A 24618-nucleotide genomic window follows, 5' to 3' on the forward strand; every position below is an offset into this window, starting at 1 on the left:
GGCGGGATGACGGGCGTGGTGGCGGCGGGTCCTTCCGTCGTCACGCTGCAGGGCGTGGGGAAGCGCTACGCCAACGGCACGCTTGCGGTGCAGGGCGTGGAGATGGCGATCGGGCAGGGGGATTTCGTCTCCCTGCTCGGCCCGTCCGGCTGTGGCAAGTCCACCGTGCTGCGCATGGTCGCCGGGCTGATCGCGCCGACCACAGGCCGGATCGAGATGGCCGGCGATACCCGCGGCGCCGCTTCCGCGCTGCGCGCCACGGGCGATGTCGGCTTCGTCTTCCAGGAGCCGACGCTGATGCCCTGGTCGAACGCACTGAAGAACGTGATGCTGCCACTTCGCCTGGCCGGGATGAGCCGCGGCGAGGCGGCGGACCGCGCCGCGGCGGCGCTGGCCTCGGTCGGGCTGGCCGGCTTCGAGAAGTCCTACCCGCGCGCGCTGTCGGGGGGGATGAAGATGCGCGTCTCCATCGCGCGGGCGCTGGTGACGAAACCGCGGCTGCTGCTGATGGACGAGCCCTTCGCGGCGCTCGACGAGATCACCCGCCACCGGCTGAACAACGATCTGCTGACGCTCTGGCAGGACGAGCGCTTCACCGCGATCTTCGTCACCCATTCGGTGTTCGAGAGCGTCTATCTCTCGCGCCGGATCGTGGTGATGGCCGCGCGGCCAGGCCGGGTGGTCGAGGATATCGAGGTCAACGCAGCCTATCCGCGCGGCGAGGTGTTCCGCACCTCCGCCGAATACGCCGCGCATTGCCGCCAGGTGTCCGAGGCGCTGCACAGGGCGATGGGCGAGTAGGGGCCATGGGCGAATGAGCGTTTCCGTCTCCCGCAACGAGGTCGCCGACGCGCCGCTGGAAGCGCGGGAGCGAACCATCCTCGGCCTGACGGCGGAAGGCTGGCTCCGCATCCTGATGCCGCTGGCCATCGGCGTGATCGCGCTCGGTGCCTGGGAATGGGCCGTGCGCGTGCGGGAGGTTCCGAGCTACATCCTGCCCGGGCCGCTGGAGATCGGTCGCACCCTGGTGCGCGACTGGCATACGCTGTCCGTCTCGCTCTGGATCACGCTGCAGATCACCTTCGCGGCGCTGTTCGTGGCCGCCGCGCTCGGGCTCGCACTCTCGGTGCTGTTCGCGCAGTCGCGGGTGGTCGAGCTGTCGCTGTTCCCCTATGCGGTGATCCTGCAGGTGACGCCGGTCGTCGCCATTGCGCCGCTGATCATCATCTGGGTGGACGACATCCGCATCGCGCTGCTGATCTGCGCCTGGATCGTTGCCTTCTTCCCGATCCTGTCCAACACCACGCTCGGTCTGAACAGCGCCGACCACAACCTGCAGGACCTGTTCCGGCTCTATCGCGCCAGCCGCTGGCAGGTACTACGGCGGCTGCGGCTGCCGACGGCGATGCCCTATTTCCTCGGCGGGCTGCGCATCTCCGGCGGGCTGGCGCTGATCGGCGCGATCGTCGCGGAGTTCGTCGCGGGCACCGGCGGGCGCGCCTCGGGCCTCGCCTACCGCATCCTGGAGGCGGGCTACAATCTGCAGATCCCGCGAATGTTCGCCGCGCTTGTGCTGGTCTCGCTGACCGGGATCGCGATCTTCCTGGCGATGACGCTCGTCTCCCACCTCGCACTGCGCCACTGGCATGAGAGCGCGATGAAGGAACGCCGATGAGGGATGCGCTGCAGCGCGCCGGCAGCCGCTTCTGGCTTCGCAACGCCCGCGCGCCCGGCGTGCTCGTGCCCGGCTTCGCGGCGGAGCGGGATGCGGAGGGCCTGGTGCGGCTCGACCTGCGGATCGAGGATGGGTGCGTCGCCGGTGTCGCGCCGGCAGGCGCGCGGGATGCAGCTTCGCCGGCGGGCAGCGCCACGGACGGCGTGGACATGCAGGGCGGTCAGGTCTGGCCGGCGCCGCTCGATGCGCATACGCATCTCGACAAGGGTCATATCTGGCCTCGCACGCGCAACCCGGATGGCACCTTCGGCGGCGCCATCAACGCGGTGATGAACGACCGCGCCGCCGCCTGGTCGGAAGCGGATGTGGAAGCACGCGCCGACTTCGCGATCCGCTGCGCCCATGCGCACGGCACCGTCGCGATCCGCACGCATGTCGACACCTACCTGCCCGTCGCCCGCGGCAGTTGGCAGGTGATGACGCGGCTGCGTGAACGGTGGGCGGGCAGGGTCGCACTGCAGATGGCTTCGATTTGCCCGCTCGACCGCTTCGCCGGGCCGGATGGCGAGGCGATCGCCGACATGGTGGCCGGGGCGGGCGGCGTGCTCGGCATGGTCACGCGCCATTCCGGCGAACTCCACGAGGACCTGCCCGCCGGCTTCCGGGAGGAGCTGGACCACTTCTTCTCGCTGGCGGAGGCGCGCGGCCTCGACCTCGACCTGCATGTGGACGAGAGCGGCGAGAGCGGCGCGCGGGCGCTGCGCGAGATCGCGTTGACGGCGCTGCGGCGCAACTTCAAGGGCCGCATCCAGTGCGGCCATTGCTGCTCGCTCTCGATCCAGCCGGAGGAGTTCGCGCACGAGACCATCGCCGCTGTCGCCGAGGCCGGCATCGACATCGTCGTGCTGCCGATGTGCAACATGTACCTGCAGGACCGCGTGCCCGGTCGCACGCCGCGCTGGCGCGGCGTGACGATGGTGCATGAGATGCGGGCGGCCGGCATCCGCGTCTCGGTCGCCTCCGACAACACCCGCGATCCATTCTACGCCTATGGTGACCTCGACATGGTCGAGGTGTTCCGCGAGGCGACGCGGATCATGCATCTCGACCATCCCTTCGGTGACTGGTACCGCGCTGCCTCCGCGGACCCGGCGGAGGCGATGGGGATGAAGGGGCGCGGCCTGATCGCGGCCGGGCAGCCGGCGGACCTGCTGCTGTTCTCGGCGCGCTTCATGACGGAGTTGCTCGCCCGCCCGCAGTCGGACCGCATCGTGCTGCGGGATGGCCGCCCGCTGGAGGCGACGGCGCCGCATTGGCGGGAACTGGATGCGGTGGTGGGTGTCGGCGACTAGCTCACCAGCGCGCCAGCCGCGCACGGACACGGCTGACGAAGGCCTCGCATTCCGCCCGCGTGCGCTGGTCCATGCGCGTCAGCGTCAGCCACTCCACCTTGCAGTCGCGGGCGCAGAGCCGGCGGATGCCACGGCCGATCAGCTTGCGGTCGATGCGCCCGATATACCACAGCAGCCAAGCCGGCGAGCCATAGGTGGTGATCACGCCGATCTTCCGGACGTTCGTCAGCGCCGGCTCGATGGCGCCCGCGCCGAGATGGAAGGCGACCCCCGGCGACCACACGCGGTCGAACCAGCCCTTCAGGATCGCCGGCATGCCGTACCACCAGGTCGGGTGAACCAGCAGCAGCGCCTCCGCGCGGCGCAGCGCGGCGACGTGCTCCTCGACGCCGGCCATGTTCGCCGGCACGTCGTGGTAGCGCGCGCGCTCCTCCGCGCTCAGCACGGGATTGAAGCCCTCGGCGTAGAGGTCGCGCAGCTCCACGCTGTGGCCGGCCGATTCCAGCGCGGCCTTCGCGGCATCCCGCAGCGCGGCGGCCAAGCTGTCCTCCCGCGGGTGGGCGTAGATCATCAGCACATGCATGGCGCGGAATTAGCAACGCGCATGCCGTCTCCGCAACGAGGAAGGAGTGGATCCGATGATGACCGCCCCGGTGATCGCCAGGCGTGCGGGCGAGTTGCGCGGCTTCCGCATCTCGCCCGGCGACAGCAACTACTTCGCCTGCCTGTTCGATCCGTTGGCGGACGGCGTCAGCTTCACCCTGGTGGTGGAGATCTTCGAACCCGGCGGCCGCACGCCCCCCAACACGCACCAGGCGGCGGAGGAATGCTTCTTCGTCCTGGCTGGCACCGGCACGGCCCATGCGGACGGGCGGGAGATGCCCATCGCACCGGGCGATTGCTTCGTGCTGCGCCCGGGCGTCGAGCATGTGGTGGTGAATGACGGGCCCGCGAAGCTCTACTGCCTGACGCTGATGACGCCGAACGAGGGCTTTGCCGAACTCATCCGCAACGGCACGCCGGTGCAGCTTCCGCCGGAGGACATTGCCGTGCTGACCGGGCGCGGCCGCGGCTGATGCGCGTGCTCTACCTCTATGCCCATCCGTTGCCGGAGAGCTTCCACGCCGCGATCCGCGACGCCGCGCGGGAGGGGCTGCGCGAGGCCGGGCACGAGGTGGATCTCTGCGACCTCTACGCCGAGGGCTTCAATCCGGTGCTGAGCGCGGAAGAGCGGCGCGGCTACCATGACGTTCCCGCGAACCGCGCGCCGGTGGAGGCGCATGTCGAACGGCTCGAGCGTGCGGAGGCGCTGGTGCTGTCCTTCCCAACCTGGTGCTTCGGCCTGCCGGCGATCCTCAAGGGCTGGATGGACCGCGTGCTGCTGCCGGGCGTCTCCTTCGTGATCGAGGATGGCGTGGCGCGGCCGAACCTGCAGCACATCCGCAAGGTGGCCGGCATCAGCACCTATGGCCGGCCGCGCTGGACGGCGCTGTTCATGGGCGACCCGCCGCGCAAGGCAGTGACGCGGTATTTCCGCGTGATAACCGGTGGCGCTGCGCGCGTGGAGTATCACGCTCTCTACGACATGAACCGCGCCGACGCGGCGCGCCGCGCGGCATTCCTGGCCAGGGTGCGCGGGCGGATGGCACGCTTCTGACCCCGCGGTCTTGCCGGCCGCGCGCGATCCGGGGAGACTGCGGCCCTCTGCTGGGAGGAACGAACGCATGACCCTTATCGCCCGCCGCGCCGCGCTTGGCGTGCTCGCCGTCAGCCTTGCCGCACCGCGGCTTGCCGCTGCGCAGGGCAATACCATTCGGATCGTGGTGCCCTTCGCGCCCGGTGGCTCGACCGACGCGGTGGCTCGGCTGGTGACGCCGGGCCTCTCGCAACGGCTGGGCGCAACGGTCGTGGTGGAGAACCGCTCCGGCGCGGCCGGGTCGATCGGCGCCGACGCGGTGGCGAAGGCGCGGCCCGATGGACTGACCTGGCTGCTCACCTTCGACAGCCACGCGACCATTCCCGCCCTGCTGAAGAGCGCGCCCTTCGACGTGATGAAGGACCTCGATCCCGTCATGCTGATCGGCGGGTCGCCCTATTCGCTCGCGACCAAGGCGGACAAGCCGTACCGCTCGATGGCCGAGGTGATCGCCGCGGCGAAGGCACGGCCCGACGTGCTGAACTACGGCTCCACCGGCAACGGCACCATCGGCCACCTCACCATGATCCGCTTCGCCGATCGCGCCGGCCTGCGGATGACGCATGTGCCCTATCGCAGTGGCGGCCTTGCGGTCAACGATGCCGTCGCTGGCGTGGTGGACATGATGATCGGCAGTTCCGCGCTGCTGCTGCCGCACATTTCCGGCGGCACGCTGCGGCCGCTGCTGCAGTTCGGCCCGCAGCGCCTTTCGCGGCTGGCCGAGACGCCGACCATCGGCGAGATCGGCTTTCCGGGACTGGAGGCGGAGGCCTGGTGGGGCGTCTTCGCACCCGCCGGTACGCCGGCCGCGCAGGTGGCGCGCATGAACACCGCGTTGCGCGAGACGCTGAGCGAGGAGCGCTCACGGACGATCATGACCGACACGCAGCAGGCGCGCCTCGTTCTGTCCTCGCCGGAGGAGTTCAAGACCTTCTTCGCGCAACAGGTGCAGACCTGGGGAGACCTGGTGCGGGCGAACGGCATCCAGCCGGACTGAGCAGCCGGCGGCGCGCTGCCGGCGGGGGCGCGCCGCATCGCCGCCGCGGCGCTCACATGCGGCCGAGGCGTTCGTCGCGTCGGCGGATCCAGTGCACCACCGGCAGCGCCGCCAGCACCATCCAGGCCTTGCCGATGACCTGCCCGGCAAGGAAATCGAGGCTGCCGAAGGCGAGCCAGAGGAAGAAGATGCTGTCCACCACCAGCCCGACCAGGCTGCTCGCCAGCACCGCGAGCACCAGGCCGCGCCGTTGCAACGGCGTATAGACCGCAAGGTCGGCCAGCTCGGAGAACAGGAAGGCCGCGCCCGAAGCGACCACCAGCGCGGGTGGGGCGACCAGCGTGGAGAGCGCCGCGCCGGACAGCACGGCGCCGAAGGCCCAGCGCACCCCAAGCCGGCGCTGCACCAGGTCCCGCAGCACCAGCGCCGCACCGATCGTCACCACGCCGGAGGGCGCCATGACGCCTGGCGCCACCGGGATCAGGCAGGGGCTGCCCGGCGCGCAAACCGTGCCGACGTGGCCGATCATCCAGTTGGCGGCCGGGATGCAGAGGGCGAAGCCGAGGAGGAACAGGAAGCCCTCGCGCCGGGCGCTGCTCATCCGCGCGGCGCCGCGGTGTAGGCTTGCCAGCCGCGGGCGCGAAGTTCGCAGGCCGGGCAGGTGCCGCAGCCGGCACCCCAATCGCGCGGCGTGCGGTCGCCGAGATAGCAGGAATGGGTGTGCAGCCGGATCGCCTCGACCAGCGCGGCGCCGCCAAGCCGTTCGGCCAGTTGCCAGGTCGCGCCCTTGTCGCGCCACATCAGCGGCGTGTGCAGCACGAAGCGCGCCTCCATCCCAAGGTTCAGCGCCACCTGCAGCGCCTTGATGGTGTCGTCGCGGCAATCGGGATAGCCGGAATAGTCGGTCTCGCAGACGCCGGTGACGATGTGGCGCAAGCCGCGGCGGAAGGCGAGGGCGGCGGCGAAGGTGAGGAAGATCAGGTTGCGGCCGGGGACGAAGGTGTTGGGCAGGCCGCCGGCGTCCATCTCGATCGCGACGTCGCGGGTGAGGGAGGTCTCGCTGATCGCGCCGAGCGCATCGAGCTTCAGCAGGTGGTCCGCGCCGAGCCGTGCGGCCCAGGGCGTGGCGGCGAGCCAGGTGCGGAAATCGCCGCGGATGTCGAGTTCCACGCGATGGCGCTGCCCGTAGTCGAAGCCGATGGTCTCGACACGATCGAAGCGGTCCAGCGCCCAGGCGAGGCAGGTCGCGGAATCCTGGCCGCCGGAGAAGAGCACCAGCGCGCGGGTTTCGTTCACGCGGGCAGCCTATCGGTGGCCCAGCGCGCGCATTCGGCCACCACGGGATCGGCATCCTCGCACAGCCCCTGCGCGACAGGGCGCAGCGACGGGTCGGCGGAATTGCCGATGGCGACGAGCACGTTGCGGACGAAGCGGTTGCGGCCGATCCGCTTGATCGGGGAGCCGCTGAACAATGCGCGGAAGCCGGCATCGTCCAGCGCCGCGAGCTCCGCGAGCCTCGGCGCGGTGAGCGCCTCGCGCGGCGCGAAGGCAGGCTCGCTGTGTGTCCGGGCGAACTTGTTCCAGGGACAGACGGCGAGGCAGTCGTCGCAGCCATAGATGCGGTTGCCCATCTGCGGCCGCAGCTCGTGCGGGATCGGGCCGTGATGCTCGATCGTCAGGTAGGAGATGCAGCGCCGGGCATCCAGGCGGTAGGGCGCGGGGAAGGCGTCGGTCGGGCAGACAGCCAGGCAGCGGTCGCAGCTGCCGCAATGGTCGTGCTCGGCCGCATCCGGTTCCAGGTCGAGGGTGGTGAAGACCTCGCCCAGGAAGAGCCAGGAGCCGTGCGCGCGCGAGACGAGGTTGGTGTGCTTGCCCTGCCAGCCGAGCCCGGCCTGCTGCGCCAGTGGCTTCTCCATCACCGGCGCGGTGTCCACGAAGACCTTGAGCCTGCTGCCCTTGAAGCGATGCGCCATCCATTGGCCAAGCTGCTTCAGGCGTCCCTTCACCAGGTCGTGGTAGTCGCGGTTGCGGGCATAGACGCTGATCGTCGCGCGGTCGCGCTGCGCGAGCGTCGCCAACGGGTCGTCCTGCGGCGCGTAGGACAGGCCGAGCGAGACCACGCTCACCGCCTCCGGCCATAGCGCGCGCGGATGCGCGCGTTGCTCCGCGCGGGCCTCCATCCAGGCCATGGAGCCGTGCATGCCCTCGGCCAGAAAGCGGGCGAGGCGCTCGCGTGCCTCATCGGCCAGGTGCGCGCGGGCGAAGCCGACAGCGTCGAAGCCGAGGCGCAGCGCCTCCGCGCGGATCTCAGCCGCGGCCGCGATAGGGGGCGACATCCTGGGGGGGAATCCACACGCCCTCCGGCGGCATGCCGGTCTGGTAGAAGACGTCGATCGGGATGCCGCCGCGGGGATACCAGTAGCCGCCGATCCGCAGCCATTCGGGCGACAGCAACTCCATCAGGCGCTTGGCGATGCCGATGGTGCAGGCCTCGTGGAAGGCGCCGTGGTTGCGGAAGCTGGTGAGGAACAGCTTGAGCGACTTGCTCTCCACCAGCCAGTCGCCGGGGATGTAGTCGATGACCAGATGGGCGAAATCGGGCTGGCCGGTGAGCGGGCAGAGCGAGGTGAACTCGGGCGCGGCGAAGCGCACGCAATACCGCGTGCCGGGATGCGGGTTCGGCACGCGCTCCAGCACCGCTTCCTCGGGCGATTGTGGCTGGCGCACATGCTGCCCCAGCATGGTGAGGCCGCTGACATCCGTCTTGATCGTCATGCAGCCTTCCTTTCGGCCTCGCCTTCGGCCCAACCGGCCTCGATCGCGGCGGCTTCCTGCTCGAAGCGGCCGGCGAGGATGGCGGCGCGCAGGCGGGCCATAAGCGACTGGTAGTAGCGGATGTTGTGCCAGGTCAGCAGCATCGGGCCGAGCATCTCCTCCGCCTTGGTCAGGTGGTGGATATAGGCACGCGAATGGCGCGTGCAGGCCGGGCAGTCGCAATCGGGATCGAGCGGGGAAGGATCCTCCGCGTGGCGGGCGTTGCGCAGGTTCAGCACGCCGCGGCTGGTATAGGCGCGGCCGGTGCGGCCCGAGCGTGTCGGGATCACGCAGTCGAACATGTCCACGCCGCGCCGCACCGCGCCGATCAGGTCCGACGGCGTGCCGACACCCATGAGGTAGCGCGGAGCGACCTGCGGCAGCAGCGGCACAGTGAAATCCAGCACGCGCAGCATCTCACCCTGGCCCTCGCCGACGGCGAGCCCACCGATGGCGTAGCCCTCGAACCCGATGGCGGCCAGCGCGGAAACGCTCTCGGCGCGCAGGTCGTCGAAGACGCTGCCCTGCACGATGCCGAACAGGCCGTGGCCTTCGCGGGCGGTGAAGGCCTGCCGCGAGCGCGCGGCCCAGCGCATGGAAAGCCGCATGCTGAGCGCGGCCTGCTCATGCGTGGCGGGGAAGGGCGTGCACTCGTCGAAGCACATGGTGACGTCGGCGCCGAGCAGATGCTGGATCTCGACGCTGCGCTCCGGCGTCAGGCGGTGGTAGCTGCCGTCCACATGGCTGCGGAATGTGACGCCATCGGCATCCATCTTGCGCAGGCCGGTCAGCGACATGACCTGGAAGCCGCCGGAATCCGTCAGGATCGGCCCGTGCCAGTCCATCAGGCGATGGAGCCCGCCGAGCCGCGCCACCCGCTCCGCGCCCGGACGCAGCATCAGGTGGTAGGTGTTGCCGAGCACCATGCGTGCGCCGGTGGAGCGCACGGCATCGGCCGTCATCGCCTTCACCGTGCCGGCGGTGCCGACTGGCATGAAGACCGGCGTCGGCACCTCGCCATGCGCGGTGTGCAGCGTGCCGGCGCGGGCGGCGCCGTCGGTGGCGCTCGGCGTCCAGTGCAGCGTCATGCCGGCAGGTCGTCGGCGCAGCGGAACAGCAGGCTGCCATCGCCATAGGAGAAGAAGTGATAATCCTGCGCGATGGCGTGGGCATAGGCTGCGCGCATCCGCCGCGTGCCGGCGAAGGCCGAGACCAGCATCAGCAGCGTGCTCTTCGGCAGGTGGAAGTTGGTCAGCAGCGCATCCACCGCGCGGAAGCGATGGCCGGGCAGGATGTAGAGGTCGGTCAGGCCGCGGAAGGGCGTGACGGTGCCGTCGGCGCGCGCCGCCGTCTCGGTCACGCGCAGCGCCGTGGTGCCCACCGCGACGACGCGCCGCCCCGTCGCACGGGCGGTGTTGATGGCGGCGGCGGCGGCTTCGTCCAGCTCGCCCCACTCCTGGTGGATCCGGTGGCGGCGCGGATCACCCTCGCGGACGGGGAGGAAGGTGCCGGCGCCGACATGCAGCGTGACCGTCGCGCGCCGCACCCCGCGTGCCTCCAGCGCGGCAAGCAGCCGGTCGGTGAAGTGCAGGCTCGCCGTGGGCGCCGCAACCGCGCCGGGGCGCCGCGCGAAGATGGTCTGGTAGTCCGCCGCATCCTCGGGCTCCGGGCCGCCCTCGCGATGGATGTAGGGAGGCAGCGGGATCTCGCCGACCCGGTCGAGCGCGGCGGCGAGCGGGGCCTGGTCGGGCCCGAAATCGAGCAGCGCCGCGCCGCCGTCCAGTTCCACCACGCGCGCCGTGCAGCCCTCGGCGCCCTCGATGGCGATGGTATCGCCCGGCCGCAGCCGGCGCGCATTGCGCACCAGTGCATGCCAGAGCCCGCCTCCCTCGGCGCGGTTCAGCATGATCTCGACCCGCGCCTCGCCCCGGCGCGCATGCAGCCGTGCCGGGATCACCCTGGTGTCGTTCACCACCAGCACATCGCCGGGATCGAGCAGGTCTGGCAGGTCCAGCACACCGTGATCCGCCAGCCCCGCCTGCCGCACCACCAGCAGCCGCGCGGCATCACGTGGCCGCGCGGGAGCCTGCGCGATCAGCCGCTCCGGCAGCGCATAGTCGAAATCCTCCGTCCGGAGCGGTGCGGCGCCCGGTGGGCCGATGGATGCGGGGATGGGGGGAGGGGCCTCCGGCATGGCCGCGGCATGTGGCGCGCCGGCCGGGGCTTGTCCAGCTTCAAGCGCCACGGATCGGTCATGCTCAGGCGGCGCGCGTGCCGCTAGGCTCCCGCCCCACTCCGCAGCCGAAGGTCGAGTCCCTCATGCGCCTGCCCATCCTTCTCGCCGCCCTGGCCCTGGCCGTATCGGCCGGGTTCCTGCCCGCCGCCGCGCAGGCGCCGGCCGCGCCGCAGCCCTTCAGCTTCGTGGCCTTCGGCGACATGCCGTACTGCCAGCCGACCCGCCCGCAGGATTGCCTCGGCGAGGCCGGCCGCGTCGCCGCGCTGATGGGGCAGATCAACCAGGCCCGGCCCGCCTTCTCCATCTTCGTCGGCGACACGAAGGGCGGCAGCGATGTGTGCAGCGACGACAAGGTGCTCGGCCCCTTCGCCTGGATGAGCCTCTCCGCCGCGCCGCTGATCTACACGCCGGGCGACAACGAATGGACCGATTGCTGGCAGGACCGCGGCGGCCGCTACGACCCGCTGGAGCGGCTGGCGCTGATCCGCGCCCGGTTCTTCCGCGACGCGCTGAGCCTTGGCCGCCGGCCGCTGCCGCTGCACCGGCAGGCGGACATGCACACCGCGCACCGCGCCTTCGTGGAGAATGCCAGCTGGACGCACAATGACGTAGTGTTTGCGACGCTGCACGTCGTCGGGAGCAACAACAACCGCCCGACCGAACCCGGTGAGCGCCCGGAAATCGTCCCGCCCGAGGGCGCGATGGCCGAGTACGAGGCGCGCAACGCCGCCAACCTGGAATGGCTGGAGGGAACCTTCGCCGAGGCCCGCCGCGCCGGCGCGCGGGCCGTGGTGCTCGCCACCCAGGCCGACCTCTTCTACGTGCAGCGCTGCGGCCGCGGCTACGACAGCGGCATCCGCGAGACGCGCGACGCGATCGGACGCGCCGCCGCAGCCTTCGGCCGGCCGGTACTGCTGATCCATGGCGACAGCCATTTCTGGCTGCAGGACAAGCCGTACGAAGCGGCGCCGAACGTCACCCGGATCATGGTGCCGGGCGCCCAGGACACGCGGGCGGTGCGGGTTGTGGTGGACCCGGGCGCGCCCGAGCCCTTCGCCTTCTCCCTCATCGGGCCGGAGGACCGCGTGGCGCAGCCGCGCTGCTGAGCGTCGTCGCGCCTCAGCCGCGCGGCCGCCAGCGGACCAGCGGGCCGAGTTCCGGCGCCTCTCCCTCGGTGCTGCCGATCACCGCGTCGAGGTCCAGCCGGCCGCGGCCGGGGATGTCGAGGATCGGCGGCTCCATGGAGACGATGCGGCTGCCCTCCGGCGCCTCGACATGGCCGGCGGGCACGGTCTGGCCAACATCGGCGGGCTCGTTGCCCATCGGGTGTGCGTCGGTAGGCTCGTCATTGCCGGCATAGCCGACGCCCTTCATCGGCGCGAAGGTGTAGCGCGTCTCTCGCGCCTCACCGGCGCGCTCGATCCGGTAGCGGTAGACCTCGAAACGTTCGGGCACCGGCGCCTCCCCCTTGTTCCATCCGAAGGCGGAACGCCGGCGGGGCGAAGGGGGTTGCGGGCCGCTACGTCTGCAGCAGCCCGCGCATCGCCCCCACGCCGTCGCTGCCCGGGAAGGCCTGTGCCACCGCGCGCGGATCAAGGCGCAGGTGGTCGCGCAGCAGTGCCTTGGCCACGGCGCGCAGATCGGCGGTGGGGCGGAGGTCGCGATTCTCCAGCAGGCCGTCCGGGCCCAAGCCCGGCCAGTCCGTCACCACCCGGCCGCCGGCGACCGCGCCGCCGAGCAGGAAGGCGATGCCGCCGGTGCCGTGGTCGGTGCCGCGATTGCCATTGGCGCGCGCTGTGCGGCCGAACTCGGTGATCACCAGCACCGCGGTCCGTGCCCAGTCCGACCCGAGAGCGTCGCGCAACTCGACCAGGCCGGCATCCAGCGCCCGCATCGGGCCGACCACGCGATTGGCCTGCATGGCATGGGTGTCCCAGCCGCCGAGCTCAAGCGCCGCCACGCGCGGCCCGCCACGCTCCGCCAGCAGCCGCCCGGCCGCGGCGGCCAGGCGCGGGAAGCTCGCCCGCTGCGGGTCGGTGTCGCCCGCCCCGAGCGCGGTCTCGGCGAAGCCGCGCGCGCGCATGCCCTCGCGGAAGGCCGGGCCGAGCTGCGGGTCGGCCTGCTGCAGGGCCGCGATCCGGTGCATCAGGTCGTCCGAGGGGCGGTCCATCCCGGGCGGCGAGTAGGAGCCCACCGGCGCCGAGCCGCGCAGCAGCAGCGGCACGCCGCTGCCCACCGCCAGGCCGGGGCGTACCTCGCCGGTGCTCGGCATCGCCTGCAGGGCCCGGTTGAGCCAGCCGCTGGTCAGGCGCTGCTCCGCGCCGGCCTCCAGCAGGTCCTGCGCCTCGAAATGCGAGCGGCTGCGATAGGGGCCGGCAACCGCGTGCACCACCAGCGCCTGGTTGGCGGCATACATCCCGTGCAGCCCGGACAGCGCCGGATGCAGGCCGAAGCGGCCGCCGAGGTCGAGCAGGCCCTCCGGCTGGCCCGGCTCCGGCAGGCGCAGCGGCGCGCGCAGCTCGGTGAGCTTCGGGTCGGTATAGGGCTGCACGGCGTAGAGGCCGTCCAACGCGCCGCGCAGCAGCACCACCACGAAGCGGCGCTCGCCCGGTGCCTGGCCGAAGGCGGCACGGGTGCCGCCGAGCGCCATGGTCGCACCCAGCCCGAGCAGCAGCCCGCGGCGCGACACCCGGAAGGAGGCGTGCGGCGCCTCGGCGGTGCAGGGCATCCGGTCGGTCATCGGCGCATGAACTCCGGGCTGGCGAACAGGAGGGTGAGCGCGTCGCGCACCGAGCCGGCGCCGCGCATGGCGCTGACGGTCTCGGCGCGGGCGAAGGGGCCTAGCGCGGCCTCGGTGACGGCGGCCGGGTCGGCGCGGCCGAGCCGGCCGCAGAAGGTGTAGGCCCAGTCCACGCGGCGCATCAGCGCCTCCGGCCCGGCCCAGTCGCCGGCCTTGTCGGGCCAGCCATTCGGCTGTGGCGCGCTCCAGATCGTCTGGCCCAGGGCGGCGAGCGCCGGCACCACGAAATCGGGCCGCTCCAGCCCGGAAGCGCGCGTCGCGGCCAGCACGAAATCCTGCGGCGCGCGGAACTTGCCGAGCGGCGGCTCCCACGCCGCGGGCAGGGTGATCAGGGCCTGGGCCGCCGCGCCGAGGTCGCCCTCGGTCCTGCGCAGCACCTCCTCCAGGGCGCGGACGGCGGCGGGTGGCGGGTCGTCGGCGACGAAGTGGCGGGCGAGCTTCACCGCCAGGTGGCGATGGGTGGCCGGGTGGTTGGCCAGGAAGCGCAGCGCCGCCTCCTGGCTGTCGGGACCGTCGCCGAAGCGGCGGCCGAGCAGGGATTTCGGGCCGGGCTCATGCGCCGCCGGGCGCCAGATGAAGCCGAAGGGCTCGCGTTCCATCGCCACCATCCAGCCGGTGAGGATGCGCGCCAGCTGCTGCACGTCGCCCTGGGTGTAGCCGCCGGCCGGCGAGAGGGTGTGCAGCTCCAGCACCTCGCGCGCCAGGTTCTCGTTCAGGCCGCGGCGGGCACGGCGGCCGAGCTCGCTGTTCGGCCCGATCGAGACGTGGTTGTCGAGATAGACCAGCATCGCCGGGTGGCGGGTGACGGCGACCAGCATGTCGGCGAAGCGGCCGGTGACATGCGGGCGGATCGCCTCGCGCTCCAGCGGGCCGGGCAGCGCGCCGACCACGCCGGAGCGGCGGCTGACGGTGAAGTGGTTCATCCAGAAATCCACCAGCCGGTCGCGGAACGGCTCGGGCGTGTCCAGGCGGCGCTCGGCCCAGAGCCGCATCTCGCTGCGCAGCAGCTCGGCCAGAGGGCTGCGGCCCGGCGGCCCGGCGGCCATTCCCGGCTGCGGCGCGGCGGCCATGGCGCCGCCCTGCTGTGCGGCCTGCGTGCGGTCGCGCTGGCGGCGCATGGTGATGCTCTCGGCGCGCGCGCGGATGGCGTCGGCGGTGGTGGCGCCGCCGAGTGGCGGCGTACCGGGGCCGACGAGCTGGGCGGCGAGCCAGGCCTCCGGATCGGCGGGCGGTGCCTCACCGAGACGTAGGCCGAGCCCGAAGCGGATCGGGGCGATGTGGCGTCGGGCGGTCATGCACCGGAAGGTAGCATGGCGCTGCCCTGCCTTCGCCCCTGGCTGCGCATCGGAGGGTAACGAAGGGTGACGTGCGGCGGCCGGCGGGCTACTCGGGGCGCGCTTGCGGAGGGATCCATGGCGCGCATCCTGGTGCTCTACCATTCGACCTACGGCAACCTCGAGCGCATGGCCGAGGCGATGGCCGACGGCGCCCGGGCCGAAGGGGCCGAGGTCGCGGTCAAGCGCGTGCCGGAACTGCTCTCGGCCGAGCAGATGCTGGCGATGGGCGTCAAGGCGAACGCGGCGCCGGTGGCCGACCCGGCCGAACTTCCGGAGTACGACGCGATCGTCGTCGGCACGCCGACCCGCTACGGGCGGATGGCGACCCAGATGGCGCATTTCTGGGACCAGACCGGCGCGATCTGGAGCCGCGGCGCACTGGTGGGCAAGGTGGGCGGCGCCTTCACCTCGGCGGCGACCAAGCATGGCGGGCTGGAGGTGACGCTGCTGGCGCTGCACACGCTGCTGCTGCACCACGGCATGCTGGTTGCCGGCCTGCCCTATCCGGCACCCGGCGAGGTGCGCCCGGAGGAGATCGCCGGGATGAGCCCCTGCGGGGCAACCACCGTGGCGGGCGCGCGCTACCAGGGCGGGCACGTCGCCCGGATCGCGCGGCGGCTGGTGGGATAGGCCGCCGCCCCGCGCCGGGAACAGTGTGGCCATGCGGCCGCATTGGGGGGTTCCTTCGCCGGCGTGCTTGCAAATCCGCCCCGGAGAGGGCATCTGCGCAGCGCACAAACGCTGATTCGGAACTATCGGGCGGGCACCTGGGGCGGAACGGCCCCTGGGGACGCCCGCTTTCGTCCATGGAGGCCCGTCGTGGCGCGCACACCGCTCGATCGCATTCGCAACATCGGTATCACGGCGCACATCGACGCCGGCAAGACGACCACGACCGAGCGTATCCTGTATTACACCGGCAAGTCGCACCGCATCGGCGAGGTGCATGACGGCAACACCACGACCGACTACATGGACCAGGAGCGTGAGCGGGGGATCACCATCACCTCCGCCGCCGTGACCGCCGTGTGGAAGGACCACCGGATCAACATCATCGACACGCCCGGCCACATCGATTTCAACATCGAGGTGAACCGCTCGCTGCGCGTGCTCGACGGCGCGATCTTCATCATCGAGGGCGTCGCCGGCGTGCAGCCGCAGTCCGAGACGAACTGGCGCCTGGCGGACCGCTACAACGTCCCGCGCATCATCTTCATCAACAAGCTCGACCGCACCGGCGCCGACTTCTACCGCGCGGCCGCGACGCTGACCGAGAAGCTCGGCATCAACTGGGTGACGCTGCAGCTGCCGATCGGCATCGAGGACACCTTCAAGGGTGTGGTGGACCTGATCGAGATGAAGGCGATCATCTGGAAGGGCGACGAGCTCGGCGCGCTGTACGAGGATGCGCCGATCCCCGACGACCTGAAGGAGAAGGCGGCCGAATACCGCGCCAAGCTGCTCGACACCGTCGTCGGCGTGGACGAGGCGGCGATGGAGGAATACTTCGACAAGGGCGACGTCTCGATCGAGACGCTGAAGCGCTGCATCAAGAAGGGCACGATCAGCGGCGAGTTCCGCCCGGTGCTCTGCGGCACGGCATTCAAGAACAAGGGCGTGCAGCCGCTGCTCGATGCCGTGCTCGACTACCTGCCGAGCCCGATCGACATCCCCGGCATCAAGGTCGCGCCGGCCGAGGGCGAGGACGAGACGGCCGAGCGCCAGGTGATCCCGGCCGATGAGAACGCGCCCTTCGCCGGCCTCGCCTTCAAGATCATCAACGACAAATACGGCAACCTGACCTTCGTGCGCGTCTACCGCGGCACGCTGCGGCAGGGCGACATGGTCATGAACACGACCAAGGACAGCCGTGAGCGCATCGGCCGCATGTTCCAGATGCACGCCGACAAGCGCGAGGAGATCAAGGAGGTCTCCGCCGGCGACATCGCGGCCTTCGTCGGCCTGAAGGACACCGGCACGGGCGATACGCTGGCCGCCAGCGACGACCCGGTGATCCTGGAGCGCATGGCCTTCCCGGTGCCGGTGATCGACATCAGCGTCGAGCCGAAGACCAAGGAAGGCGTCGAGAAGATGACGCTCGGCCTGCAGAAGCTGGCCGGCGAGGATCCCTCGCTGCGGTTGCGCACCGACCAGGAGAGCGGCCAGACGATCCTCTCCGGCATGGGCGAGCTGCACCTCGAGATCATCATCGACCGGCTGAAGCGCGAATACGGCGTGGACGCCAATATCGGTGCCCCGCAGGTCGCCTACCGCGAGACCATCACCAAGGCGCATACCGAGACCTACACCCACAAGAAGCAGTCGGGCGGCTCGGGCCAGTACGCAGAGGTGAAGATCACCTTCGAGCCGAAGGAGCGGAACGAGGGCATCGAGTTCGTCAACGCCGTGGTCGGCGGCTCGGTGCCGCGCGAGTACATCCCGGCGGTCGAGAAGGGCATCAAGGTGCAGGCCGACACCGGCGTGCTCGCCGGCTTCCCGACGGTGGACTTCAAGTACAGCCTGGTGGACGGCAAGTACCACGACGTGGACAGCTCCGCGCTGGCCTTCGAGATCGCCGCCAAGGCCTGCTTCCGCGAGGGCATGAAGAAGGCCGGCCCGGTGATCCTGGAGCCGATCATGGACGTGGAGGTCACCACGCCGTCCGACCATGTCGGCGACGTGGTCGGCGACCTGAACCGCCGCCGCGGCGTGATCCAGAGCCAGGACATGGCCGGCACCAGCGTGATCGTCCGGGCGCATGTGCCGCTGAAGGAGATGTTCGGCTACATCTCGAACCTCCGCGGCATGACCAAGGGCCGCGCGAGCTTCTCGATGCAGTTCCACCACTATGATCCGGTGCCGCGCAACGTCGCCGACGAGATCATGAAGAAGTCCGCCTAAGGCCGAGAGCCTCGGGCCTGCCGAACGGCGCGGGGGGAAGCCCCCGCGCCGTCTCGATTCCGCCGCCTCGCGAGCCCTACCGCCGCGCCAGCGCGCGCGGCGCCTTGGGCGGCAGGCCGCCGACAAAGCGCGCGGCGAGGGCGATCCACGCCTCCAGCCCGGCATCGATCGCCTCATCCGCGCCGACCCGGACGAAGCCGCGCATCGGCCGGCCGGTGATGTCCATCGGTTCGGCGCCGGGCCGCGCCAGCGCCTCCCCCTGGCGTTCCGGACCCACGCGGAACAGGAAGCCGTCGCGCCAGACGCCGCACAGCATGTTCCCGTGCAGCATCCAGCAGATGCCGCCGAACATCCGCTTCTCGACGATGCCGGCGCGCCGGCGCAGCGCATCGCGCATCAGCTCGGCCAGGTGCGGGTCATGCGGCATCGGCCGCGCCCTATCGCGTCATGAAGTGCGGTGCCAGCACGTCCAGCACCACCGTGCCGTCGGCCTCGACCGCGACGACGTAGCGCAGCCTGACGATCGCCATCTCCGGCTTCGAGCGGCTCGGCCGCACCTCCTCGACGGTGACGCGCATCGTCACCGGCGTATCGGGTTCGAGCGGCGCCGGCCACTTCAGATCGGCGCCGCCGGCGCCGAGGTTCACTTGCGACAACAGCCCGCTGCGCATGAGATGGCCGACCGCGGCGGAGAAGGTGTGCAGGCCGCTGGCGACCAGCCGGCCGAAGATCGAGCGCTTGGCGGCCTCCTCGTCCAGGTGGAAGGGCTGCGGATCGTATTTCCGCGCAAAGTCGAGCACCTCCTCCCGCGGCAGCACGAATCGGCCCAGGTCGAAGCTCATCCCGGGGGCGAGGTCGTCGGGCGATCGGATCGGAGTCATGGGCGGCAGGTTAGGCCGCGAGGCGGCTTGCGGCCAGGACCGTTGCGCGCATAGGCTCGCCGCAACGGGGGAACGAGCCATGAAACGTCGCGACGTCCTGACGCTGGGTGCCGGCCTGCTGGTGGCTCCACAAGTCCTGGCGCAGGCGCCGGCCTGGCCGAACCGGCCGGTGCGCTTCGTGGTGCCCTACATCCCGGGCTCCGCGCCGGACGTCATAGCCCGGAACCTGGCCGAGCGGATCTCGGCCTCGATCGGGCAGTCCGTGGTGATCGAGAATCGGGGCGGCGCCGGCGGCAACATCGGCAACGAGCACGCCGCTCGGGCGGCGCCCGATGGCTACACGATCCTGCTCGGGACGAATGCGCTGCTGACCAACCAGGCGCTGACCAGCCGACGCCTCGGCTACGATGTGTATCGCGACTTCGTCCCGATCACCGTGGCCTTCGCCATGCCGCATTGCCTGGTGGTGCCGATGAGCGGCCCGGCCACCACGGCGGCACTGATCGCCGATCTGAAGGCCAGGCCCGGCCAGCCCTATGCGAGCGGCGGCAACGGCTCAGGCGCGCATCTCGCGGCGGAGCTGTTCAAGGCGGCGACGCAGGTGGAGGCCGTGCATGTGCCCTTCCGCGGCGCGCCGGACATCGTCAACAACGTGATGGCGGGGAACGTGAATTTCGGCTTCCCCACGCTCGCCACGGTGACCGAGCTGATCAAGAGCGGGCGGCTGCGCGGCCTCGGCGTCACCTCGGCGCAGCGCAACCACGCGCTGCCCGACGTGCCGGCAGTGGGGGAGACGGTGCCGGGCTTCGACCTGACCTCCTGGTTCGCGGTGATGGGCATCGCCGGCATGCCGGATGTGGCAGTGACGCGGATCAACGCGGCGGTGCAGGCCGCACTTGCCGACCCGGCCTTCCGCGCGCGCACCACCGCCGATGGCTCCATCGCGGTCGGCATGGGACCGGAGCAGTTCGCGACCTTCCTGCGCAGCGAGGACCAGAAATGGACCGAGGCTGTGCGGATCAGCGGCGCGAAGGTGGACTGATCCGCCTCAGGCGACGGCGCCCCGCCCTGCGCGCAGCGCCGCTCGCCCGAGCATCGTGGTCCAGATGAGCAGCGTCGCGACGCCGAGCAAGCCTGCGATCGGCCGGTCGAAGAAGGTGAGGTACGCGCCGTCCGCCTTGATCATGGACTGCACGAAGGTCTGCTCCAGCATCTCGCCGAGCACCAGGCCGAGAATCAGCGGCGCGACCGGGATGCCATGCTCCTCCAGCACCCAGCCGAAGACGCCCATCGCCAGCATCAGGATCACGCCGTAGAGGCTGTTGGTGATGGCGAAGCTGCCGACGATGCAGAACAGCAGGATGACAGGCAGCAGGACGTTGCGCGGCGTGCGCAGCATCTGCCGCGCGCTCTTGATCGCCGCCCAGCCGAGCGGAAGCATGATCAGGTTCGCCAGGATGAAGATCAGGAACACCGCGTAGATGAATTGCGGGTTCTCGGCGAACACCGTCGGGCCGGGGTTCATCCCCTTCATGTAGAGCACGCCGACCACGATGGCGGTGATCGAATCGCCGGGGATGCCGAACACCAGCGCCGGGATCCAGGCGGCGGCGACGGCGGAGTTGTTGGCCGAGGTGGCATCCACGATGCCCTCGACATGGCCGGTGCCGTATTTCTCGGGCGTCCTGGAGAAGCGCCGGGAGACGGCGTAGCTGATCCAGGCGGCGATGTCGGCGCCCGCGCCCGGCAGCGCGCCGATCACCGTGCCGATCGCGCTGCCACGAAGGAAATTCGTCCAGTAGACGCGGAAGGTGGCGCCGAGGCCGCGGAAGACGTGGCCGACCTGCTCGACCACCGCCTGGCCGGCATCGCGCACCGAGACGGCGCCGCGCAGCAGCTCGCTGACGGCGAAGATGCCGATCAGCGTCGGGATGAAGCTGACGCCCTGCATCAGCTCCACCTCGTCGAAGGTGAAGCGCGGGAAGCCGGCGGAGGGGTCGATCCCCACGGTGGCCAGCAGCAGGCCGAAGAACAGCGAAAGGAAGCCCTTCACCGGATCCGCGTTGGTCAGGAACACCGCGCAGGTCAGGCCGAGGCAGGCGAGCCAGAAATACTCGAAGGAGGAGAAGTTGATCGCCACCTCCGCCAGCGCCGGCGCCGCGGCGACCAGCACCAACACGCCGACCAGCCCGCCGGCGACCGAGTAGACGAGGTTCACCCCCATGCAGAGGCCGAGCTCGCCCTTCCGCGTCATCGCATAGGCCTCGTCGGCATAGGCCGCCGAGGCCGGCGTGCCCGGCATGCGCAGCATCGCCGCCGGGATGTCGCCGGCGAAGATTGCCATGGCGGTGGCGGTGACGATGGCGCCGAGCGCCGGGACAGGGTCCATGAAGAAGGTCACCGGCACCAGCAGCGCGGTCGCCATGGTTGCGGTGAGCCCCGGCATCGCGCCGACGAACAGCCCGAAGATCGCCGAGGCGGCGATGACGCCGAGCACGAAGGGGTCGAAGACCAGCCCGAAGGCCTGCGCTATCGCGTCCACGGCGTGCTCACAGGAACGGATCCATCAGTCCGCGCGGCAGCGGCACGCGCATCAGGCCGGCGAAGAACCAATGCACCAGGAAGGTCACCCCGGCCGCGACCGGCAGCGCCACCAGCACGCGGGTGCGGAACCAGAGGAACAGCGCCGTCAGCAGCAGGAAGGCGGTGGGGATGAAGCCCAGCGAGTCGGCGGCGAGGATGTAGAACACCACCGCGCCCAGCATCAGCACCACGGAGAGCAGCCGCGCCGGATCCCGCGTCCAGGGCGCGAGCGTCAGGGCGGGCGCGCGCTCGCGAAGGCCACGCAGCACGAGCAGGAACGCACAGAACCCGATCCCCGCGGCAAGGATGCGCGGGAACAGGTTCGGCCCGTAATCCTGCCCGGGGAAGGCGGGGAAGAAGGTGGTGAGCCACCACACCCAGCCCGCGAATCCCAGCAGGACGGCGCCGAGCAGCGCGTCGTTCAGGCGCATGCCCGGCGCCGCTCCCGATCAGCCGCGCGCCAGGCCGGCGCCGCGCATCGCCTCGCCCATAGCGCGGTCGCCCGCCGCCATGAACTGCGCGAAGCCCTGCGGGTCGGCGTAGATCATGCCGAAGCCGCGCTGGTTCATGAACTGCTTGAACTCGTTGTTGTCGAAGGTGCGCTTGATCGCCGGCACCAGCACCGAGGTGACGGAGTCGGGCAGGTTCTTCGGCCCGGCGATGCCACGCCAAGCGCCGACGGAGTAGTTGATGCCGAGCGTCTCGTTCAGCGTCGGCACGTTCGGGAATTGCGGATTGCGCTCGGGCGCCATGATCGCCAGCGACTTGGCACGGCCGGCATCGAGCATCGCGCGCGCCTCGGGCACCGAGCAGGTGACGATGTCCACGCCGCCCGCGGCCAGTTCCTGCATCGCCGGCGCCGCGCCGTTGGAGGGCACCCAGCGCACATGGTCGCCCTTCAGCCCCATCGCCTGCAGCCAGCCGACCAGCGCCAGGTGCCAGATGCCGCCCTGGCCGGTGCCGGAGGCCTTGAAGGTGCCGGCGGGCTGCGCCTTGATCGCGTCCGCCAGCGCCTTGATGTCGGCGTAGGGGGAGTCGTTCTTCACCTGCACGCCCGGCGGGTCGGAGTTCATCAGCGCCAGCGGCGTGTAGCTGGTGGGGTTGAGCTGGGTCAGCCCCTGCCAGTGCATCATGGTGATCTCGACCGTGATCATCCCGATCGTGTAGCCGTCCGGCTGCGCGGTCGCGATCGCGCTGTGGCCCACCACGCCGGAGCCGCCCGTGCGGTTCACCACGTTCACCGGCTGGCCGAGATCCTTCTCGAGCAGGGTGGCGACGATCCGCGCCGTGGCGTCGGTGCCGCCGCCCGCACCCCAGGGCACCACCATCTGAATCGGCCGATTCGGGTAGCGGCCCTGCGCGATGGCGGGCACGGCGAGCAGCCCGCCCGCGGCGAGCCCGGACCCGGCAAGAAGGTGGCGGCGTGTGAGGATGGCCATGGCGTCTCTGTCTCCCTCTGCGCGGCGCTTGGCGCGCGGCGCTTGGCGGAGAAGCTAGGCCGCAAGCGGTGCCGGCATCAAGCCGGTGGTGCGATAGGCCGCACGATCAGGATGTCGTCCGCCACAGTCTCCACTTGCACAGACGCGCCCACGGGAGGGCGCGGAGCGAACGGCGGCAGGCGGGCCGGCCACTCTTCCTCGGCCAGCCGCACCCAGACACCGGCGGCCACATGATCGATGACCACGCCACTCTGACCGATCAAGTGAGCGTACGGCCCGGCGTAAGGTTGTCGCGGCCCCAGGCCTTGCATAAGCCGCCAGTAGGCGCCCACCGCCAACGCGAGCGGCAGGCCAGAGAGCAACATGAGCATGCCCAGCGCGGCGTCTTCCGTCACATAGCCGACGCCAAAGGCAAAGGCGCATGTCCCGACGGCGAGCAGCAACCAGCGAAACCTTCGAAGCAAGGCGGCCAGCAAACCCATCGCTCCAGCCGTCATCCGGCGAGGCTTGGCACGTCAAGCATCGCCATCCAGGCTAGGCCGCACAATGAGCAGCGTCCCGTCCACACCCTCCACGCGCACTTGGCTGCCCGCAGCGGGCGTGGCGACTCCGCGCGGAGTGCGGGCGGGCCAGTCGCTGTCGCCGATTCTCACGCGCAGGCCGCGGGCATCCGCCGACAACACGATCCCATGCCGCCCGGCCAGCCCGGCTTCCGGCGCATTCACGCGGTGGGAGGGGCCGCCGCGCGGGCGCAGCCAGAGCGAGGTGCCGACGCCGGAAGCGAGCAGCGCCAGGAACACCGCCACCGCCACGCCGAAACCCGGCGCGGCGATCAGCAGCAGCAGCCCGGTGCCGACGGCGGCGGTGCCGGCCCACACGAAGTAGACGCCCGGCAGCACCAGTTCCGCGCCGAGCAACGCCAAGCCGAGCAGGATCCAGATCAACCCCGGTTCCATGGGTTCCCGCCTGTCGTCGCCGGTGGCGGCGAGGTGCCCGGCGCGCCGCCGCCGGTGGGAAAGCGCAGCAGCTCCAGCGCCTGGGTGACGCCGCCGGCCAGTGCCGAGCTCTCCATCGGCACCACCACAAGACGCGAGGAGGGGTTGGCCGCCAGGGCCTCGAACGCTTTCACGTATTTCTCGGCAATGAAGTAACGCAGCGCATCGCCGCCCGACCCGGCGGCGGCCTCGGCGACCATGCGCGTCGCGTTCGCCTCCGCCTGCGCCAGCCGTTCGCGCGCCTCCGCGTCGCGCATCGCGGCATCGCGCCGGCCTTCGGCCTGCAGCACCAGCGCCTGCTTCTCGCCCTCGGCGCGCGCCACCGCCGCGCGGCGCTCGCGCTCGGCGGTCATCTGCAGGTTCATCGCCCGGATCAGGTTCTCCGGCGGCTCGATCTTGCGGATCTCGACGCGGCTGACCTTCACGCCCCAGGGCTCGGTCGCGCCGTCCAGCACGGTCAGCAGCGTGGTGTTGATGCGGTCGCGGCCGGACAGCGTGGCGTCGAGGTCGAGCTCGCCGACCACGGAGCGGATGTTGGTCATCGCCAGGCTGGTGAGCGCCAGGCTCATGTCCTGCACGGCATAGGCGGCCTTGGCCGGGTCCATGACGCGATAATAGACGATGCCGTCGGTGGCGACGGTCGCGTTGTCGCGCGTGATCACCGCCTGTTCGGGGATGTCGAGCACCACCTCCTGCACGTTCAGCCGGCGGCCGATGCGGTCCACATAGGGGACGATCAGGTTCAGGCCCGGCTGCAGCAGGCGGGTGAAGGCGCCGAAGCGCTCCACCGACCACACCTCGCCCTGCGGCACGGTGCGGACGCCCTGCGCGACGGTGAACACCGCAAGCAGCAGCAGTGCGATGAAGACGATCGTTGCCAGCGAGATGTCGGACATGGCGCGACTCGGGTCC

General features: G+C 71.0%; 28 protein-coding genes. 10 read left to right on the forward strand and 18 right to left on the reverse strand.

Features of this window, described 5'->3' with window-relative positions; all coding sequences use genetic code 11:
- Window positions 1-6: 6 nt before the first annotated feature.
- Genes ACESM1_RS09690 through ACESM1_RS09700 form a run of 3 tightly spaced genes read left to right on the forward strand, consistent with a single transcriptional unit; the run spans window position 7 to window position 3027 of the window.
- Complete coding sequence (locus ACESM1_RS09690; RefSeq protein ID WP_372619586.1) at window positions 7-801, forward strand: ABC transporter ATP-binding protein; 795 nt, start codon at window positions 7-9, stop codon at window positions 799-801.
- A gap of 13 nt (window positions 802-814) precedes the next feature.
- Window positions 815-1675 (forward strand): ABC transporter permease, encoded by an 861-nt coding sequence (locus tag ACESM1_RS09695; RefSeq protein WP_372619587.1) that lies wholly within the window; start codon window positions 815-817, stop codon window positions 1673-1675.
- Complete coding sequence (locus ACESM1_RS09700; RefSeq protein WP_372619589.1) at window positions 1672-3027, forward strand: cytosine deaminase; 1356 nt, start codon at window positions 1672-1674, stop codon at window positions 3025-3027. Before ACESM1_RS09695 ends, ACESM1_RS09700 begins: the two co-directional genes overlap by 4 nt.
- A 1-nt stretch (window position 3028) precedes the next feature.
- Here the strand turns inward: ACESM1_RS09700 and ACESM1_RS09705 are convergent, their stop codons facing one another.
- Complete coding sequence (locus tag ACESM1_RS09705) at window positions 3029-3598, reverse strand: NAD(P)H-dependent oxidoreductase (protein ID WP_372619591.1); 570 nt, start codon at window positions 3596-3598, stop codon at window positions 3029-3031.
- Window positions 3599-3665: 67 nt separating this feature from the next.
- Here ACESM1_RS09705 and ACESM1_RS09710 point away from each other — a divergent pair, with 67 nt between their 5' ends.
- From ACESM1_RS09710 to ACESM1_RS09720, 3 genes are all read left to right on the forward strand, one after another.
- Window positions 3666-4103, forward strand: a complete 438-nt coding sequence (locus ACESM1_RS09710; protein ID WP_372619592.1) for a cupin domain-containing protein — start codon at window positions 3666-3668, stop codon at window positions 4101-4103.
- Window positions 4103-4684, forward strand: a complete 582-nt coding sequence (locus ACESM1_RS09715; RefSeq protein ID WP_372619594.1) for an NAD(P)H-dependent oxidoreductase — start codon at window positions 4103-4105, stop codon at window positions 4682-4684. The genes ACESM1_RS09710 and ACESM1_RS09715 overlap by 1 nt, the downstream gene beginning before the upstream one ends.
- A gap of 67 nt (window positions 4685-4751) precedes the next feature.
- The gene (locus ACESM1_RS09720; RefSeq protein ID WP_372619596.1) at window positions 4752-5720 is read left to right on the forward strand and encodes a Bug family tripartite tricarboxylate transporter substrate binding protein; all 969 of its coding nucleotides are present in this window, start codon (window positions 4752-4754) and stop codon (window positions 5718-5720) included.
- A 52-nt stretch (window positions 5721-5772) separates the two neighbouring features.
- Here the strand turns inward: ACESM1_RS09720 and ACESM1_RS09725 are convergent, their stop codons facing one another.
- The 6 genes from ACESM1_RS09725 to queA are packed head-to-tail and all read right to left on the reverse strand — an operon-like array spanning window position 5773 to window position 10728.
- Window positions 5773-6321, reverse strand: coding sequence for a VUT family protein (locus ACESM1_RS09725; RefSeq protein WP_372619597.1), 549 nt, complete (start codon window positions 6319-6321; stop codon window positions 5773-5775).
- Window positions 6318-7016, reverse strand: a complete 699-nt coding sequence (queC, locus tag ACESM1_RS09730; RefSeq protein WP_372619599.1) for a 7-cyano-7-deazaguanine synthase QueC — start codon at window positions 7014-7016, stop codon at window positions 6318-6320. The genes ACESM1_RS09725 and queC overlap by 4 nt, the downstream gene beginning before the upstream one ends.
- Window positions 7013-8056: a tRNA epoxyqueuosine(34) reductase QueG gene (gene queG / locus ACESM1_RS09735; protein WP_372619601.1), complete on the reverse strand. Its 1044-nt coding sequence runs from the start codon at window positions 8054-8056 to the stop codon at window positions 7013-7015. The genes queC and queG overlap by 4 nt, the downstream gene beginning before the upstream one ends.
- Complete coding sequence (queF, locus tag ACESM1_RS09740) at window positions 8028-8495, reverse strand: preQ(1) synthase (protein WP_372619603.1); 468 nt, start codon at window positions 8493-8495, stop codon at window positions 8028-8030. The genes queG and queF overlap by 29 nt, the downstream gene beginning before the upstream one ends.
- The gene (tgt, locus tag ACESM1_RS09745; RefSeq protein WP_372619605.1) at window positions 8492-9622 is read right to left on the reverse strand and encodes a tRNA guanosine(34) transglycosylase Tgt; all 1131 of its coding nucleotides are present in this window, start codon (window positions 9620-9622) and stop codon (window positions 8492-8494) included. The genes queF and tgt overlap by 4 nt, the downstream gene beginning before the upstream one ends.
- Entirely contained in the window at window positions 9619-10728 is a 1110-nt protein-coding gene (queA, locus tag ACESM1_RS09750; protein WP_372619607.1) for a tRNA preQ1(34) S-adenosylmethionine ribosyltransferase-isomerase QueA, read from the reverse strand. The genes tgt and queA overlap by 4 nt, the downstream gene beginning before the upstream one ends.
- A 125-nt stretch (window positions 10729-10853) precedes the next feature.
- Between queA and ACESM1_RS09755 the strand changes: the two genes are divergently transcribed.
- Complete coding sequence (locus ACESM1_RS09755; RefSeq protein WP_372619609.1) at window positions 10854-11876, forward strand: hypothetical protein; 1023 nt, start codon at window positions 10854-10856, stop codon at window positions 11874-11876.
- A 13-nt stretch (window positions 11877-11889) separates the two neighbouring features.
- Here ACESM1_RS09755 and ACESM1_RS09760 read toward each other — a convergent pair whose 3' ends face one another.
- The 3 genes from ACESM1_RS09760 to ACESM1_RS09770 all read right to left on the reverse strand — a co-directional run bounded on the left by ACESM1_RS09760 (window position 11890) and on the right by ACESM1_RS09770 (window position 14865).
- Window positions 11890-12225 carry a hypothetical protein gene (locus ACESM1_RS09760; protein ID WP_372619611.1) on the reverse strand — a complete coding sequence of 112 codons (336 nt, stop codon included), beginning with the start codon at window positions 12223-12225 and terminating at the stop codon, window positions 11890-11892.
- A 64-nt stretch (window positions 12226-12289) separates the two neighbouring features.
- A complete protein-coding gene (locus tag ACESM1_RS09765) occupies window positions 12290-13510 on the reverse strand; it encodes a DUF1501 domain-containing protein (RefSeq protein ID WP_372619612.1) in 1221 nt (406 codons plus the stop codon).
- Complete coding sequence (locus ACESM1_RS09770; RefSeq protein WP_372619614.1) at window positions 13507-14865, reverse strand: DUF1800 family protein; 1359 nt, start codon at window positions 14863-14865, stop codon at window positions 13507-13509. Before ACESM1_RS09770 ends, ACESM1_RS09765 begins: the two co-directional genes overlap by 4 nt.
- Before the next feature lie 117 nt (window positions 14866-14982).
- On the opposite strand from ACESM1_RS09770, the gene wrbA reads away from it, so the two are divergent.
- Together wrbA and fusA are read left to right on the forward strand one after the other, a co-directional pair.
- Window positions 14983-15537, forward strand: a complete 555-nt coding sequence (wrbA, locus tag ACESM1_RS09775) for an NAD(P)H:quinone oxidoreductase (RefSeq protein WP_372619615.1) — start codon at window positions 14983-14985, stop codon at window positions 15535-15537.
- A 189-nt stretch (window positions 15538-15726) separates the two neighbouring features.
- Window positions 15727-17808, forward strand: a complete 2082-nt coding sequence (gene fusA / locus ACESM1_RS09780) for an elongation factor G (RefSeq protein WP_372619616.1) — start codon at window positions 15727-15729, stop codon at window positions 17806-17808.
- A gap of 76 nt (window positions 17809-17884) precedes the next feature.
- On the opposite strand, the gene ACESM1_RS09785 is transcribed toward fusA, so the two are convergent.
- Window positions 17885-18235 carry a TfoX/Sxy family protein gene (locus ACESM1_RS09785; protein ID WP_372619617.1) on the reverse strand — a complete coding sequence of 117 codons (351 nt, stop codon included), beginning with the start codon at window positions 18233-18235 and terminating at the stop codon, window positions 17885-17887.
- Between the two features lie 10 nt (window positions 18236-18245).
- On the reverse strand, window positions 18246-18689 hold the full coding sequence (locus ACESM1_RS09790) for a MaoC/PaaZ C-terminal domain-containing protein (RefSeq protein ID WP_372619619.1): 444 nt from the start codon (window positions 18687-18689) through the stop codon (window positions 18246-18248).
- Between the two features lie 79 nt (window positions 18690-18768).
- Here ACESM1_RS09790 and ACESM1_RS09795 point away from each other — a divergent pair, with 79 nt between their 5' ends.
- Complete coding sequence (locus ACESM1_RS09795) at window positions 18769-19731, forward strand: Bug family tripartite tricarboxylate transporter substrate binding protein (protein WP_372619621.1); 963 nt, start codon at window positions 18769-18771, stop codon at window positions 19729-19731.
- Between the two features lie 6 nt (window positions 19732-19737).
- Here ACESM1_RS09795 and ACESM1_RS09800 read toward each other — a convergent pair whose 3' ends face one another.
- The 6 genes from ACESM1_RS09800 to ACESM1_RS09825 all read right to left on the reverse strand — a co-directional run bounded on the left by ACESM1_RS09800 (window position 19738) and on the right by ACESM1_RS09825 (window position 24602).
- Window positions 19738-21231, reverse strand: a complete 1494-nt coding sequence (locus ACESM1_RS09800) for a tripartite tricarboxylate transporter permease (protein ID WP_372619623.1) — start codon at window positions 21229-21231, stop codon at window positions 19738-19740.
- Window positions 21232-21238: 7 nt separating this feature from the next.
- The gene (locus ACESM1_RS09805) at window positions 21239-21703 is read right to left on the reverse strand and encodes a tripartite tricarboxylate transporter TctB family protein (protein WP_372619625.1); all 465 of its coding nucleotides are present in this window, start codon (window positions 21701-21703) and stop codon (window positions 21239-21241) included.
- Between the two features lie 18 nt (window positions 21704-21721).
- The gene (locus tag ACESM1_RS09810; RefSeq protein WP_372619627.1) at window positions 21722-22711 is read right to left on the reverse strand and encodes a Bug family tripartite tricarboxylate transporter substrate binding protein; all 990 of its coding nucleotides are present in this window, start codon (window positions 22709-22711) and stop codon (window positions 21722-21724) included.
- Between the two features lie 77 nt (window positions 22712-22788).
- Window positions 22789-23193, reverse strand: a complete 405-nt coding sequence (locus ACESM1_RS09815; protein ID WP_372619628.1) for an NfeD family protein — start codon at window positions 23191-23193, stop codon at window positions 22789-22791.
- 33 nt (window positions 23194-23226) lie between these two features.
- Window positions 23227-23667 (reverse strand): NfeD family protein, encoded by a 441-nt coding sequence (locus ACESM1_RS09820; protein ID WP_372619630.1) that lies wholly within the window; start codon window positions 23665-23667, stop codon window positions 23227-23229.
- The gene (locus tag ACESM1_RS09825; protein ID WP_372619631.1) at window positions 23652-24602 is read right to left on the reverse strand and encodes an SPFH domain-containing protein; all 951 of its coding nucleotides are present in this window, start codon (window positions 24600-24602) and stop codon (window positions 23652-23654) included. Before ACESM1_RS09825 ends, ACESM1_RS09820 begins: the two co-directional genes overlap by 16 nt.
- Between the last annotated feature and the right edge of the window lie 16 nt (window positions 24603-24618).

Source organism: Falsiroseomonas sp. (assembly GCF_041690465.1).
In the GTDB taxonomy this organism is placed as follows: domain Bacteria; phylum Pseudomonadota; class Alphaproteobacteria; order Acetobacterales; family Acetobacteraceae; genus Falsiroseomonas.

Excerpts from the sequence above, each read along its gene's own strand:
- ACESM1_RS09805 (WP_372619625.1), bottom strand. The coding sequence starts at position 21,703 with ATGCGCCTGAACGACGCGCTGCTCGGCGCCGTCCTGCTGGGATTCGCG.
- ACESM1_RS09815 (WP_372619628.1), bottom strand. The coding sequence starts at position 23,193 with ATGGGTTTGCTGGCCGCCTTGCTTCGAAGGTTTCGCTGGTTGCTGCTC.
- ACESM1_RS09690 (WP_372619586.1), top strand. The coding sequence starts at position 7 with ATGACGGGCGTGGTGGCGGCGGGTCCTTCCGTCGTCACGCTGCAGGGC.
- ACESM1_RS09715 (WP_372619594.1), top strand. The coding sequence starts at position 4,103 with ATGCGCGTGCTCTACCTCTATGCCCATCCGTTGCCGGAGAGCTTCCAC.
- queG (WP_372619601.1), bottom strand. The coding sequence starts at position 8,056 with ATGTCGCCCCCTATCGCGGCCGCGGCTGAGATCCGCGCGGAGGCGCTG.
- ACESM1_RS09820 (WP_372619630.1), bottom strand. The coding sequence starts at position 23,667 with ATGGAACCGGGGTTGATCTGGATCCTGCTCGGCTTGGCGTTGCTCGGC.
- ACESM1_RS09785 (WP_372619617.1), bottom strand. The coding sequence starts at position 18,235 with ATGCCGCATGACCCGCACCTGGCCGAGCTGATGCGCGATGCGCTGCGC.
- ACESM1_RS09720 (WP_372619596.1), top strand. The coding sequence starts at position 4,752 with ATGACCCTTATCGCCCGCCGCGCCGCGCTTGGCGTGCTCGCCGTCAGC.
- ACESM1_RS09795 (WP_372619621.1), top strand. The coding sequence starts at position 18,769 with ATGAAACGTCGCGACGTCCTGACGCTGGGTGCCGGCCTGCTGGTGGCT.
- ACESM1_RS09710 (WP_372619592.1), top strand. The coding sequence starts at position 3,666 with ATGATGACCGCCCCGGTGATCGCCAGGCGTGCGGGCGAGTTGCGCGGC.
- ACESM1_RS09705 (WP_372619591.1), bottom strand. The coding sequence starts at position 3,598 with ATGATCTACGCCCACCCGCGGGAGGACAGCTTGGCCGCCGCGCTGCGG.
- ACESM1_RS09790 (WP_372619619.1), bottom strand. The coding sequence starts at position 18,689 with ATGACTCCGATCCGATCGCCCGACGACCTCGCCCCCGGGATGAGCTTC.
- wrbA (WP_372619615.1), top strand. The coding sequence starts at position 14,983 with ATGGCGCGCATCCTGGTGCTCTACCATTCGACCTACGGCAACCTCGAG.
- ACESM1_RS09765 (WP_372619612.1), bottom strand. The coding sequence starts at position 13,510 with ATGACCGACCGGATGCCCTGCACCGCCGAGGCGCCGCACGCCTCCTTC.
- ACESM1_RS09700 (WP_372619589.1), top strand. The coding sequence starts at position 1,672 with ATGAGGGATGCGCTGCAGCGCGCCGGCAGCCGCTTCTGGCTTCGCAAC.
- ACESM1_RS09695 (WP_372619587.1), top strand. The coding sequence starts at position 815 with ATGAGCGTTTCCGTCTCCCGCAACGAGGTCGCCGACGCGCCGCTGGAA.
- ACESM1_RS09755 (WP_372619609.1), top strand. The coding sequence starts at position 10,854 with ATGCGCCTGCCCATCCTTCTCGCCGCCCTGGCCCTGGCCGTATCGGCC.
- ACESM1_RS09825 (WP_372619631.1), bottom strand. The coding sequence starts at position 24,602 with ATGTCCGACATCTCGCTGGCAACGATCGTCTTCATCGCACTGCTGCTG.
- tgt (WP_372619605.1), bottom strand. The coding sequence starts at position 9,622 with ATGACGCTGCACTGGACGCCGAGCGCCACCGACGGCGCCGCCCGCGCC.
- queF (WP_372619603.1), bottom strand. The coding sequence starts at position 8,495 with ATGACGATCAAGACGGATGTCAGCGGCCTCACCATGCTGGGGCAGCAT.
- ACESM1_RS09770 (WP_372619614.1), bottom strand. The coding sequence starts at position 14,865 with ATGACCGCCCGACGCCACATCGCCCCGATCCGCTTCGGGCTCGGCCTA.
- ACESM1_RS09725 (WP_372619597.1), bottom strand. The coding sequence starts at position 6,321 with ATGAGCAGCGCCCGGCGCGAGGGCTTCCTGTTCCTCCTCGGCTTCGCC.
- queA (WP_372619607.1), bottom strand. The coding sequence starts at position 10,728 with ATGCCGGAGGCCCCTCCCCCCATCCCCGCATCCATCGGCCCACCGGGC.
- ACESM1_RS09810 (WP_372619627.1), bottom strand. The coding sequence starts at position 22,711 with ATGGCCATCCTCACACGCCGCCACCTTCTTGCCGGGTCCGGGCTCGCC.